The sequence below is a fragment of the Bacillus sp. FSL K6-1000 genome (assembly GCF_038630785.1).
Classification (GTDB): Bacteria; Bacillota; Bacilli; order Bacillales; family Bacillaceae; genus Bacillus; species Bacillus safensis.
Genome location: NZ_CP152042.1, coordinates 277,034 through 290,484, shown reverse-complemented (window position 1 = coordinate 290,484; position 13,451 = coordinate 277,034). Strand labels below are relative to the sequence as shown.

14 protein-coding genes are annotated in these 13,451 nt (G+C 41.1%); 7 read left to right on the top strand and 7 right to left on the bottom strand.

Going from position 1 to position 13,451, the window contains the following annotated elements:
* Window positions 1-249: 249 nt before the first annotated feature.
* Window positions 250-585 (top strand): hypothetical protein, encoded by a 336-nt coding sequence (locus MHI46_RS01610; protein WP_260775249.1) that lies wholly within the window; start codon window positions 250-252, stop codon window positions 583-585.
* Window positions 586-630: 45 nt separating this feature from the next.
* On the opposite strand, the gene MHI46_RS01605 is transcribed toward MHI46_RS01610, so the two are convergent.
* From MHI46_RS01605 to MHI46_RS01595, 3 genes are all read right to left on the bottom strand, one after another.
* On the bottom strand, window positions 631-966 hold the full coding sequence (locus tag MHI46_RS01605; RefSeq protein WP_058837264.1) for a hypothetical protein: 336 nt from the start codon (window positions 964-966) through the stop codon (window positions 631-633).
* Window positions 967-1,110: 144 nt separating this feature from the next.
* The gene (locus MHI46_RS01600) at window positions 1,111-2,286 is read right to left on the bottom strand and encodes an ABC transporter permease (protein WP_039176241.1); all 1,176 of its coding nucleotides are present in this window, start codon (window positions 2,284-2,286) and stop codon (window positions 1,111-1,113) included.
* Window positions 2,286-3,026, bottom strand: coding sequence for an ATP-binding cassette domain-containing protein (locus tag MHI46_RS01595; RefSeq protein ID WP_039176238.1), 741 nt, complete (start codon window positions 3,024-3,026; stop codon window positions 2,286-2,288). The genes MHI46_RS01600 and MHI46_RS01595 overlap by 1 nt, the downstream gene beginning before the upstream one ends.
* A gap of 166 nt (window positions 3,027-3,192) precedes the next feature.
* Between MHI46_RS01595 and MHI46_RS01590 the strand changes: the two genes are divergently transcribed.
* Together MHI46_RS01590 and MHI46_RS01585 are read left to right on the top strand one after the other, a co-directional pair.
* Window positions 3,193-3,894, top strand: coding sequence for a LytTR family DNA-binding domain-containing protein (locus tag MHI46_RS01590; protein WP_260775248.1), 702 nt, complete (start codon window positions 3,193-3,195; stop codon window positions 3,892-3,894).
* 11 nt (window positions 3,895-3,905) lie between these two features.
* Complete coding sequence (locus MHI46_RS01585; protein ID WP_260775247.1) at window positions 3,906-4,871, top strand: GHKL domain-containing protein; 966 nt, start codon at window positions 3,906-3,908, stop codon at window positions 4,869-4,871.
* Between the two features lie 33 nt (window positions 4,872-4,904).
* Here the strand turns inward: MHI46_RS01585 and MHI46_RS01580 are convergent, their stop codons facing one another.
* On the bottom strand, window positions 4,905-5,834 hold the full coding sequence (locus MHI46_RS01580; protein WP_260776049.1) for an aldo/keto reductase: 930 nt from the start codon (window positions 5,832-5,834) through the stop codon (window positions 4,905-4,907).
* A gap of 159 nt (window positions 5,835-5,993) precedes the next feature.
* Between MHI46_RS01580 and MHI46_RS01575 the strand changes: the two genes are divergently transcribed.
* From MHI46_RS01575 to MHI46_RS01560, 4 genes are all read left to right on the top strand, one after another.
* Window positions 5,994-6,455 (top strand): DUF1453 domain-containing protein, encoded by a 462-nt coding sequence (locus MHI46_RS01575; RefSeq protein ID WP_228280332.1) that lies wholly within the window; start codon window positions 5,994-5,996, stop codon window positions 6,453-6,455.
* 22 nt (window positions 6,456-6,477) lie between these two features.
* The gene (locus MHI46_RS01570) at window positions 6,478-7,692 is read left to right on the top strand and encodes a sensor histidine kinase (RefSeq protein WP_144491695.1); all 1,215 of its coding nucleotides are present in this window, start codon (window positions 6,478-6,480) and stop codon (window positions 7,690-7,692) included.
* Window positions 7,689-8,345: a response regulator transcription factor gene (locus MHI46_RS01565; RefSeq protein WP_260775246.1), complete on the top strand. Its 657-nt coding sequence runs from the start codon at window positions 7,689-7,691 to the stop codon at window positions 8,343-8,345. Before MHI46_RS01570 ends, MHI46_RS01565 begins: the two co-directional genes overlap by 4 nt.
* Before the next feature lie 314 nt (window positions 8,346-8,659).
* Window positions 8,660-9,700: a DUF4352 domain-containing protein gene (locus MHI46_RS01560; RefSeq protein WP_260775245.1), complete on the top strand. Its 1,041-nt coding sequence runs from the start codon at window positions 8,660-8,662 to the stop codon at window positions 9,698-9,700.
* 48 nt (window positions 9,701-9,748) lie between these two features.
* On the opposite strand, the gene MHI46_RS01555 is transcribed toward MHI46_RS01560, so the two are convergent.
* The 3 genes from MHI46_RS01555 to MHI46_RS01545 all read right to left on the bottom strand — a co-directional run bounded on the left by MHI46_RS01555 (window position 9,749) and on the right by MHI46_RS01545 (window position 13,255).
* Window positions 9,749-10,834, bottom strand: coding sequence for an SEC-C metal-binding domain-containing protein (locus MHI46_RS01555; RefSeq protein WP_039176224.1), 1,086 nt, complete (start codon window positions 10,832-10,834; stop codon window positions 9,749-9,751).
* A gap of 191 nt (window positions 10,835-11,025) precedes the next feature.
* Entirely contained in the window at window positions 11,026-11,964 is a 939-nt protein-coding gene (locus MHI46_RS01550) for a response regulator (protein ID WP_064498768.1), read from the bottom strand.
* Between the two features lie 4 nt (window positions 11,965-11,968).
* Window positions 11,969-13,255 (bottom strand): sensor histidine kinase, encoded by a 1,287-nt coding sequence (locus MHI46_RS01545; protein ID WP_064498767.1) that lies wholly within the window; start codon window positions 13,253-13,255, stop codon window positions 11,969-11,971.
* Window positions 13,256-13,451: the final 196 nt, after the last annotated feature.

Sequence of the window (13,451 nt, the reverse complement as noted above, 5' to 3'; positions counted from 1 at the left end):
AAAATGATCTTTATTTTAGCCCTTTGTCTTCCTTTCAGCATGATAGAAAACCTTTGCAGTCTAGGAAGGGCGAGTACCGGAGCGGAGCGAATTTGACATTCGTGAGCACCGGAGCGCAGACCTGACAAAGAATGCGAGGGTTTGTCTACACGCTGAAACCCCCGATCCCGGGGGTTTTTTTAATATGATGAACACAAGCGTATTGGTTGCGGCGTATATCAACATTTCTTATTTTAAGGGTGGGAGTCAATGCTAAAGTCTAATCAAAACATCACCTACACGGGTGATGAAATGTTAGAGGTATTAAAAGAAATGAATTTGATTCTTTTGTCTTTGCATAACATGGGTTCTTATTATAGTGAAAAATTTCATCAGTATGGTGAGGAAGCATATAGAGGAGAATATGAAACAGAAACCACACGATTTATAGATGAGTGGGAGGTCACTCAAAGACTCGCTAAAGTACGAAAGATACTATCTTCGAAATTTGATAGTACTTTAGGAATTGACGATATGGATGACATTGAAAGAGCATTGGAAGACATCAAGTACTGGACAAAACCCAATGACAAGCCAAATCCATAGACATTTGATTCACTAGCAAACGAGTTCACAAGCAGGGGAATCTCTTTATAAGGAATTCCCCTTTTCAGCTTCATATTCTTTAATGATCTCAATTGGATCAACCGCATTTTCCTCTTGTACGTATTCTTCAACATAAGGAGTTGTTAATTTCTCAAACCTTTGCTCCTCGTCTACTAAAGCAACATAGACATCATATCCTTCATAATCAGACGGAAATAATGTTGAAGTAGAACAACCGGTTTCTAAAGCCTTGTCTATTGCATTTCTTAGTTCTAATAAGCCTTTCCTATTTCCCAAAATAAAGGCTTCAAAATGGTGTGTTTGCTGAGCATATATATTACATAGTCCTAACACATCATCGTCATCTGTTTGATAAGGCATATCCAATCCCCATCTTTAGTAAAAATAGGATGATTATGTCATTTCCTCTTCCATTATGCCATAACAATTCTATCCCGAGCCTTTTTTATATGAATCTCCGAATATAAAAAAACTTGTAGAAAAAATCTACAAGCTTTCCTTTCTTTATTTCGCAAGCATCCATTTTTCTTTCATAAACAAGCTTCTGACGATGACAAACAGGATAACGACTGCCAAGGCTGAGGAGCCGAGTGTCAGAGTGACAGCCACCGGATCGATGATACCAAACATCAGTTGCTTACAAAGCGCATGAATATTAAGGAATGGGACCGCAAAGTAATACGTATCTAGCTGCGTAGCACCTGCTCTCATAGTAAAGAACATTGGGATCACACCTAGTGTAATGATCATGGACATGTACGACTGTGCTTCTTTGACTGAGCCCGAAATGACGCTGAGCAGCAATTCAATCATGGATACCATGAAGGAGAAGATGATTAACGCCGCAAACATGACGCCGATAATGCTCCACATTTGATCACCAAAGTTTAGAGCCTGCTTCAGCTTTTCTGTAAAGAGCAAAGTGGATAGAAGCAGCATACCGATCGCCACAATCCCACTTAAAATACCAAACATAGAGACAGCGAGCCATTTTCCGATGAGAATCTGGAGTCTGCTGGCAGGTGTCAGGAACAACGCTTCAATGGATTTTCGGTCTTTTTCACCTGCTACAATATCAAGCGCAGCCGGCAAAGCTCCTGAGATGACGGAGGTCACCAAAATCATCGGAAGAAGAATCGACAACAGCATAGCGGTCACTCCGTTTTCCCCTTCATCCCCTTCTTCTACATCAACGGACTGCACTTCAAACGGATGAATAACGGACGTATCGATTTGATCCGCTGCTAATCGCTTTTCGACCACTTGGTTTTGATATTGCTCCAGCAATGATTGCAGCATTTGAACAGTGATGACCGAATCATCATCTGTCGTATATCCATGGATTTTAATAGCGAATGGCTTTTGTTGTTTGAGCATATCGCCTGCCTCTTTCGGCATTTCAAGGTAAGCATTTGCCTCTCCATCTTTGACCGCTTGCTGCGGATCATCAAATGTTTCAAGGTTTAGGTTTTTGACCTCTTTGATCATTTGGTTCATTTCGGCTGGAAGCTGTTCATTGATGGCGACTGTATAGGCTTCATCCCCTGGATCTGCAATCATGCTTTCATAAAAGAACACCAGTCCAAGCATGGTCAAAAGAGGAATCAGCACGGTTAAGAGCAACGTTTTTCGATCTCTCAGCGCATCTGTCATTTCTTTCAAAAAGACGGTTTTCCACATTATGAAATCCCCCTAGCGAGCTTCGACATAAAGATATAGTTCAAGTCATCACTTTGTTCCTGAGTATATAATTCTGAAAGTGTCCCTTTGTACACAAGCTCTCCTTGATGAATCATCATGACACTGTCACAAAGCTGGCTGACTTCTTCCATGATGTGGCTTGAAAAGAGGATCGTTTTATTTTGCTGCTTGAGCTGATGGATAAAATCTCTGAAAATATTACTCGACGTGATATCTAAGCCTGTTGTCGGCTCATCAAATAAGATAATGTCAGGATCATGAATTAACGTTCTGGCAATCGCCACCTTTTGTTTCATCCCTCTTGAGAATCCTTTCACCTTGCGATCCATATATTGTCTCATTCCAAAACGCTTTGCCAAATCCTCTATTCTTGCTTTGATTTCATGCTGATCTAAGCCATACAATTTGCCAAAGTATTCAAGGTTTTCTCGTGCCGTCAAACGATCGTAAAGCCCCGTCTCACCGCCAAACAAGACACCAATTCGCTTTTTCACTTCCGTTGATTCTTTCACCGTATCAAAGCCTGCGACAGTGACTGACCCGTGCGTAGGCTCTAATAATGTGGCTACGGCGCGCAATAATGTCGTTTTTCCTGCACCATTTTCTCCTAGGATGCCAACGACTTCCCCTTCCTTCACGGAGAACGTCATGTGTTTCATCGCTTTCACGACTTTTTTCTTATCTTTAAACCAGCAGCTGCAATCGCTGAGAGTAATCATTTGGTTCGCCCCTTTCAACTTTACTTTCTAAGTCTATGATAGAAAAAATAATGCCTGCCTGATATAAAAATGTCGCGAAACGTCCTTTTTCTGTCTTGAAATGATCTATTTCAAAAAAACAAATGGTAAAATAGACAAATAATAAGAAGAGTCATAGGTGATTTTTATGATAAAAGTAGGTCTCGTCGATGATTACCGAGTAGATTTAGAAAAGCTGCACGCCATTGTGGGCAGAATGGAGGCTGTGAACATTGTCTTTGTCACGCAGTCAGCAGAGGATGCATATGAGAAGGTCAAACAAGGAGACATTGATCTGTTGTTCGCTGACATTGAAATGCCTGGAATGTCCGGCTATGAATTAGCGGACCTCATTCACTCTCACGCACTGAATGTCGATGTGGTCTTTGTGACAGGAAACAGTGGATATGCGGTCCATGCGTTTGATTTGAATGTACATGATTATATTATGAAGCCCTACCAAGCTGATCGAATTGCCAAATGCTTAGAGCGCTATATGTCCACCAAGCAGGAGAAAAGCATTCATGGACGGCTTCTCATTAAACAGCAGTCAGATATTCATGTGCTGCAGAAAAAGGATGTCATTTTTGTTGAGCGAACGGGCCGGTCAACAACTATCGTGACAACATCAGGAGAAATCCAGACATATCAAACTTTAAACGAGTTAAAGGGTGATCTGGCTGAAAAGGATTTTATCCGCTCCCATCGATCGTTTATCATCAATATTCATTACATTAAGAATTTCTCGGCGTATGCTAAAAATTCGTTTATCGTGTCTTTTGAAGGGACAGATAAAAAAGCCATGATGACCAAGCAGCAATTAGAATTCTTTAAGAAATACTATTTTTAAGGAGAACGAACGTGAACGCTTTCTATCTTGGATTTCGCATTTATGCCCTCATATGGCTGGGTCTTGCGTTTCATGCAGCTGCTGAAGCTTTCCTGCCGCTATCATCAATTGTGTTGTGGATTCTTACCTTTTGCGCGATGTGTGTTTATACATTCTTCATGTACAAAAGATTTTTACCTCATACGAGTGGTTATGTGATATTAGGTGCTTTTATACTCATCACCTGTGCAGGCTTTTTGCTGTTTTTAACGCAAGAGAATGGGCTGAGCTGTCTTTTAGTAATCATCATGATGGTGACAGTCGATAACCTCTCATTGAAGGTGATGCAGACAGAGAAACAGTTAAATGGACGGCTTCAAGAGCTTATAAACGCAGAAGCTAGAACCAACGAATTACTTCTTGAGCTGCGGAGTAAACATCATGAAACAGCCAGACATTTAAATGCCTTTTCGGCGTCGAACGACGAGTATGAGATCAAAGATTTGATTCAGCAATACGTCAAACATTTCCCATGGATGAAAGGAGAAAATGCATATTTAGCCTCTACCCTTCACCTCTTTTTGGAGCGGGCTGAGAAAGAGAACATTGCACTTTCACTAGACCTTCAAGCTCCCTTTTCATCGCTTCCCTTTTCAAAGGCGGATCAGGTTAGTTTTACTGGCAACCTGCTTGATAATGCCCTAGATGCAGCGATTGAAGCAAAGAAAGCTGGAAAAGAGGGCAGCATTTCGGTCACAACCTCTATTCGGAGCGGGCTATTTTTAATCCATTGTGAAAACAGCACAAAGGGTATGGAAAAACATGTGTTAGATCATTTATTCAAAACTTTTGGCCGCTCGACAAAAGGCGGCGATCATCAAGGCATGGGGACGTATATCATTCATCAGCTTGTTGAAAAGGCAGACGGTACACTGGATTTCACTTACCGTTCTCCAAATTTACGGCTCGTCTTCAAAATCCCTCTTACAATGTCATAAAAAAAAGGTGCATAGCTGCACCTTTTTTTCGTGTTAAGAGAAAATCTTGTCGATTTGATTAATTTCCTCTTCAGTTAGTTGAACATCGTTTGTTTTTAAATTTTGCAGCACTTGGTCTGCTCGTTTTGCCCCTGGAATAATAGCATCAATACCATCCTGAGCTAAGAGCCAAGCGAGTGCGACGTGTGCCGTTTCTGCATTCTTTGATTGGGCAATCGCCTTCAGCTTGTCTACTTTTTCGAGATTTGAAAGGAATGCATCACCTTGGAAAAGCGGGTCTTTTGCCCGAATATCATCAAATGTCGCATCCTTTGTAAATTTCCCAGTCAACAAGCCTGATGCCAATGGGAAATAAGGAATAAAGGAAATACCATGCTCGACGCAGTATGGAAGAAGATCCTGCTCCGCCTGACGTTTCAGCAGAGAATACTCCGACTGAAGCACGTCTAAGTAGCCATCTCGGTTAAAGGCTTGAAGCTGTTCAAAATCAAGGTTGGATGCACCGATCGCCTTGATTTTCCCTTCATCCTTCAATTCCTTTAATGTGCCTGCTACTTCCTCGAGCGGCGTTCGCCCATCCGGGAAATGCATATAGTACAAGTCAATATAATCTGTTTGCAGTCGTTTCAGGCTATTTTCGACCTGCTCTCTTAAGAAATCACGACTGTTATCAAGTTCAATTTGCCCGTTTACTTCCTTATGAGCTCCTTTTGTCGCAAGGACAAGCTTTTCTCTGCCGCCTCTTTTGGCAATGATCTCACCGATTAATTCCTCTGAACGGCCCAGCCCATAAATAAAAGCAGAATCTAAGAAATTGACACCTTGATCAAGAGCCGTCTCCACAAGCTCCCGTCCAGCATCCTCACTAAGATTCGGGAATAAATTATGTCCACCTACTGCATTCGTACCAAGCCCTATCGGATTCACCTGTAATTCAGTTCGTCCAAGCGTTACCTTTTTCAAAAGCTCATCTCCCTTATCTACGTAATCATCCTTATTTTCCCATGAATCAATTCCAACATTCAAGTATCCCGCTCTCTGAAAATCAACCTGCAGGTGGACGCCGAGAAAATAGTAGATGCGTATGATGAAGATAGACTAAAGCGAAAAGGAGATCTTGTTATGACCATTCAAATTGTCATCATTATCATTATTCTGCTTTTAAGAACAGGCAAGGAAAAAGAAATCCGCCCCTTCAGGCTTCTCATAGGGCCGCTCATTTTATTAGGCACTCTCTCTTATTCCTTTACCCAGCATATTGAAATCACGGCGATGAGCCTGCTTGTGATGACTGGCTTTGCATTCGCAGGTTTTGCAATCGGGCTTTGGAGAGGTAAACTATACAAAGTAACATATGATCAACAGTCGGGACGTATCACCGCCGCCAGCTCACTCTATGGAACACTTTTTTTCATCGGAATCATTCTTATCCGGATGACAGTAGGTTCAGTTGTACAGGATGGCGGTCATTCCCTGATCATTTTCGCAAATGGCCTGACATTCCTTCCAATTGGCAGTATGATCGGATTACGTTTTATTCTTTTAAAAAGATATATGAACATCAAGGCATCTGCTGCTATTTAACTGACAGACAGGAGTTTTTGATATGAACCTTCAGCAGCCACTCAAGCTTTTAGGTCAAATAAGGCGAAAATTCGTATTAGGCCTTGTATTGACCTATATGTATATTCAAATGTATGAGCCCCTTTCAATAGGCGAATTGGTGTTTCGCACCTTCGTCTATTTAGTGTTTCTCCTTTGTCTTTTTCCAAAAAGCAAGCTGTCACCTAAAAAGCAAATTTCTATGCTCCTCTCGATGTGGATTCTGACACATCTCTTGTGGATGGTGACAGGTCAGATTCAAGACAGTATTGGGCTGACCTTTTTTATGATTGGCTTTATCGCTTTTCGTTTTTCAGAGGCGCATCATCCCTATCTATTTGCTATCATCTTTTTCACTAGTGGGGTCAGTTATTATGTAAATGATTTTTCTTGGAACATGGTGATCACTCTCCCGCTATTCCAGCTGCTTGTGTATACACTTGTCTTGATCTCTAGAATGCGCCGGCGTGAACAGGAATTAAAGGATGAACACTTCGGAGAACTGCAATTGGTTCACAAGGAATTATCAGATGCCCATGAACAATTAAAAAAGGCGCATATAGAGCTTGAAGAAGCGACCGTTCAGTCACTCCAATTTGCTGTGCTGGAGGAGCGGAGCAGAATTGCACGTGACCTGCATGACAGCATCGGTCACCAATTAACCTCAATGATTGTCCAGCTGCAGTCTTTGCCCTATCGTTTAAAACAGGAAGAACCAGAGCAGATGGCGCAGACGTTTCAGGAGCTGATCAATATTTCTAAAAATTGTCTCACCGAAGTTCGTTCTGTGGTTCATCATATGGCGTCAGATGATGCAGGTCTCGGACTTGCCGGACTTCGCAGTCTCATCAAGCAAGGAGAGATATCAGGAGAGCTAGATATTCAGTTTCATACAGAGCAGCTTACGTATAAAAAATGGCCGCTCTCCGTATCTGAACTGCTTTACCGCATTTTACAAGAAGCGATCACCAATACAATTCGCCATGCCAAGGCGACCGCGATGACCATTACACTCTATAACCACCAGCATGAGCTGATGATGAACATTGAAGACGATGGAAATTTGACCAGCGAAAAAGATATTTCATTTGGATTTGGACTGTCAGGCATGAAAGCACGGTGTGACGCAGCAGGCGGTTCCCTCAAGACGTCCATACGCGAGCCGCACGGCTTTTGTATCCATGTTCAAATTCCTATCAAGGAGGACTCTGAGACATGACAACCCCTATTAAGATTGGCATTATTGATGATCAGCCGCTGATCCGCCAAGGATTTCGTTATATTGCAAGCGCTCAAGAGGATATTGACGTCATATGGGAGGCGTCAGACGGTCAGGAGGCGGTTGAGCTTTGCTTGACCAACAAACCCGACGTACTGCTCATGGATGTACAAATGCCTGGAATGGATGGCATCACGGCAACAGAGCACATTTTAAAAAAGCACCCAGATGTAAAAGTTGTGATTCTCACGACCTTTGATACGGAAGAATACGTCTTTGACGGGATTCGTGCAGGGGCAGTCGGTTATTTGCTGAAGGATACAATGCCTGAGGAATTAATTCAGGCCATCCGCACCGCCTTTGCTGGTGAATCTGTCTTTCGAACGGCAGCCTCTGAGCACATGATGGCACGAGCTCTTCAGCAAGCAAATGATACATATCACACTCATCTGCTTCACGAATCATTTACAGAACGTGAACGCGATGTTTTACAGCAAATGGCCTATGGTTTAAAGAATGAAGACATCGCTGATCAATTATTTATCAGCAAAAGTACAGTAAAAACGCATGTGCACCGTATATTACAAAAGCTCAATGCACAAGACCGCACACAGGCTGTCGTCTTCGCCATCCGGCACCGCCTCGTCAAATAAAAAACTACCTTTATTTCAAGATTTTTATACAAAAAACATTTAAAACCCAAAACAAATCTATAAATCAATACTTATTAACCAGTATATTATGCTTATTTAATTCCTTATTTTATAGGTAATTGTGTTAAAAACTATTAAAAATAGGGACTAAAACCTATTCCTCATCATGAATGAATTTCGATAGAATGAATAGTGCAAATCGTCATTAGGATATTTTCCCCTTTAACACCCGAATATACCATTCTATCTGTTTCTTTTTTCATAGTCAGATAGCGGGAATGAAATGACGAAAGAAAAGCAAAGGAGCATCAACTGTGAATCTTAAAAAAATAAGTGCCCTTCTCATGATTTCATTCGTGATGATCATCTCTGCAGCCTGCCAGAGCTCAGCCAAATCAACAGACACTGACCAAAAGTCAACGAAAACAGCAGAGGTAAAAGTCAATAGCTACGAATATACGTTACCAGAAGACTCAACAACTACCCTGAGAGACAATGAATTGGTACTAAAAGTCAACCTAACGATCACAAACAAAGGTGACAAAGCCCTTTCATTATATAACTCTGACTTCTCCCTTTATCAGGACGATGCCAAAGTATCTGATTTAAAATTCTACGGCAGTAAAGACCGTCTTGACCTTGGTTCACTGAACAAAGGCAAGTCACTTTCAGGAGCTCTTTATTTCCTAGTAGACAAAGGGAAAAAATATCAGTTCGTGTATCAGGACAGCATCAAGAAAAACAGTGATTCCATCCAAATCGATCTAGATGGAAACAAAATACTCGATTCAGCAAAAAAGCTGGATAACCCAGCAAAAGCGTTATCAGCATATACCGATATTATTGTTTTTGACAAAAAGAACGATCAATTCGCAGATTTAACGGGTGACAACCAATCGGATGTCGTCAATAAATACCATGAAATGTTTGTTAAAGACTTCAAAAGAAGTGCAGGAATATACGGTAATGAAGTGAGTGACCGTGATATTCTGTCGATGTACAAACGCATTCAAAACACTATGAAGGATAAAGCCAAAGTAGAAACAAGTGTAAAAACCATCTCTGATGACGAAGCAAAGGTTGTCGCTCAAGTAACAGGCATTGATGCTTCTAACTTAAAAGACAAACTAGACAAGAAAAGAGACGAGTTTTACAACGGAAAGATCCGTTCTAAAGAAGAATTGTATAAAAAAAGCTTAAACATGTACGCATCTGAATTCGAAAAGCTTCCTCCCGTCTCCAGCCCAACTGAATATGAAGTGAAAATGAAACGTAATGGGGATGGTCAATGGAAAATCGACCTAAACGATTATAATACAGAGCAGTACATGAGTGGTTTTATTAAAACAAGATAATCTAAAAAAAAAGACGCTGGCCTCTTAAGATGCCGCGTCTTTTTTAGATTATACTGTCGCTTCTTGCTCTTCTTTCACCGCTTTTTCGATATCTTTAAAACGGCTCGATACAGTCGACGCACTAATGCCATACTTCTTCGCTACTTGTGCTTGAGAAAGCGGAGCATCGCTTGCAAGTGAATGAATATAGTATTCGATTCCTGCAGCAAATGACGCTGCTTTACGGATCACAGGTGATTTCTGATCACAGTAGGCTTTCCAAACCGTTAAAGCACCATCTGTCAGGCTTTGGTCACCGTGCTCCTTCATTCCGTCTTCAATCAGCTTAGCTGTTTCCAGCTGGACGTCACTTGCCCAGTCCATACGATCTGCTGATAGACCTGCATCGCCTTCTGTTTGAGCAGGTGTTTCTGATTCTTCTACTTCTTGCTTCGCAAACATACACTTCAGCACATCAGGGAATGATTCTCTCATAAATGTGCTGCGCGCTCCTCCATTTGCTTCATATGCGTCAACAAGCTGGCGGACCTGAAGAAGAAGAGTATCTGTGAACTCTTTCGCAAACATCGTATACTGAATGAAAAACTCTGCTTTTTCTTCAAATTGAACAGGAAAACCAAGTACGAGACTTCCCTTTTCAGGCAGTACCGTTTGATCCGGTTTTACATCTACTTCAACCTTCTCAGCTGTTACCATATCTTCAAAGTAAAGAGACTCGTCCGTTTTTTCATTTAATAAAAGCAAAGATGGTTCCATGTCTGTCCAAGATTGGACCACTTGTCTTGTTTTCGGACGGGTAATATCTTCTGCTTTCTTTGTCAGGAATTCTTGGAAAATGGTTTCTTTCTGATCAGTTAATGGACGGAAGAAGATGCCCCATACACTCAAATGAAAAACTGAGATTTGTTGCGTTTCTTTATCCATATCTGCAAGGAAAGAAAACTCATTAATGAATTGATTGATCGCTCTTTGATGTTTAGAAAAAGCATAATTCATTAAATCCTTTTGAACTTGTACAGCTTCCTTAAACACAAGCTCAGACGTTTGTTCTCCGCCTGATTTTTGACCACAGCAATGTTTATATTTTTTTCCGCTTCCGCATGGGCAGAGCGCATTTCGTTTAATTTTTCCCAAAATAAAACCTCCGACATTCTAGTCTAACCTCACTATTTTAACAAACGATTGCACAGGAGGGTTTTATTTTCAAGAAAAAAGAAAAATCAGAATGATCAGTTAAATGATAAAGACACCTGAAGATCAAGACAGATCATAGGAAAAGCAGACTTTCTCTGTTTATTTTCTCCAATCATACCAACAGATTTTCCTCAGCTCATTTCTTCGAATAACTGCTTTGCTTCAAAATAAAAGATTTGAACGAATTTTTTTGTATTGACTCTGCCCGTTGATCCTGCGGGAGAAGATGTCTTCTGCATTTCTTTCATTCTTTGGCTGACATCGGTAAAATCGAAAAACTTCGACGCGTAGTGCTCGAACTTAGGATTTGAGAAATCTGTTAATCCAAGTGAGGCAAAATGATTCAAGGAATGATGAATAGATCGTCTAATCCGCTGCTCCGCCGCTTTCACTTCCCGCATCACCTCTACATCGGTTGCACCATGATCCAGCTTTCTTTCTGCGGTTTTGATAAACAGCTGCTTTAGCGGCGGGAAATTGACCTCATGAGAATTGGCTGACTGAGTTTCATGTAAATAGAGAAGTATCTCCAGTAAATCCTTAGAGCCGTTCTCACCGACAATTCCCAGCTCAGATAAGAGGAATTCCCCAGCCTCTTTCATCGTTCTTCTCTTCGCTCCAGCACCGGCACCTTGAGAAAACACAGGCTCTAATGGCAGTACGTGGCGAAGGGAGGCTTGTATATCATAAATCGATTTTTCCAGTTTGATACGCTCCATGACTTTTCGAATCACACTGACGATTTCAATGCGATTGACGGGCTTATGAATATAATATTCAATCCCTAGTTCATAGGCTTCTGCCATCATCTCTTTCGCCTCTACTTGGGAAATCATAATGACCTTGCCTTTGAATTCAGGATGAATATGGCGGATGGTTTGAATGCCATCTCTAGCAGGCATTAAAAGATCAATCAAAAGGATGTCTACTTTCTTGAGGTTCAGTGAATGTGCCTCTAATCCAACTCCGTCACCCGCTTCATCTACGACCTCTCCCAAATCCTCATCCTCTATGATTTGACCTAAAATCGAGCGTATTGCACGATCATCATCTGCAATGAAGAATCGCATACACTCACCCTCTCTGTATTAAATTTTGTATAGGAAGGACAAGCAGAAAAGCTGTCCCTTTTGTTTCTTTTGGTTCGATTTGAATATGACCGCCTAGCTCTTGAACCAGCTCTCTCACATAGGATAAGCCTATCCCAGTAGACGGTGTTCCAAATGCATCAAATTTGGAGGTATAGCCTGGATCAAACACAATCTCTCTCATTTTTTTAGGAATCCCCGGTCCATCATCTTCAATCCGAATCTCTATTTTATCATGACTTCCTTTCAATTCGAGTGAGATCATGCCGGTATCCTTTATAGCTTCCACTGCATTGGCCATTAAATTATTAATCAGCGATAAGAAAATAAACACATGATAATCATGTAGATGAATGCCCCTTATATCAGAGGTAAAGGAGATGTTTTTCCCAAGAGATAGAGCATACTTCTCTTGAATACGGATCACAATTTGAACGAGTTCTTCCGCCTTCATGTAATCTTGCATATTTTCCTTCGAAATCAGCTTTGAAAGCCCAGCATAAATACGCTGATTGTCCTTTTTCACTTCATGAATTTCTCCTGCGAGCTTTAACAGCTCCTGACTCACTTTTTGCCCTGCTTCGTGTTCATGCAGCAGACGATAAAGCCGGTATGATTCCTGCGTAATATGCTCTGTATGTTTTAATGTTTTCTTTAAGTGCACCGTTTCTTCATATAAATTCGAAATGACCATCATCATATGCTCATTTTGTTTCATGATCTGCTTCTCTCTTGATTGCGCCTCATACAGCTTCATCATATTAAAAAAACTGATCACCACAAAGCTGTGAGCAAACGCAATGAGGACCATATCGCTCAGCTTTGATAAAGTCATCGTTGTATCAAACACTAGAAATTGTACAAACAGCTCGACAAAATCAGCAACTAATTCGATCATCAGACCGATGATCCCAATGAAAATAGAGCGCTGTTTAAAGCGACCCGTACGGACGGCAAAAAACAGGAACGCATACGTGAAATAGAAAAAGAAGCTTGGGAATTGCTGATAAAATGATGAAGCCAGATCAGCATTCTGCTGAACCAAATCTAGGCCTACCCGAAAAAGCACAATGGCTGCGCCTGTTAAAAATCCTGGCAATAGCGGTCTAGATTTTCTTAAGAGTAATAAACAAAAGAAAAACGCAGGCGCACCAAAGCTGATGCGAAACGTCTCATTCACAGGATAAAACTTCAGCTCTCCTGCAAGCGGCACAATGACCATCATAAAAATTAAAATGAATGCGTCCTTTTTGACAAGCTGATTTAAACTCAAATGACTGACATCCCTTCCCCTGTTTGCATAGCCACAGTATACAAGGAGACTCTTTTCTCCACAATGTGCAAAAAAATAATTTTCACCGCTCTTTTTATCTCCAAAATCCTTTTTTATGACTATTCTCCGGGGCAGCAAGGTGACCTTTCAGCTATTCAGTGTTTTGATCATTGACGACAATAATAGGAATTGTTTA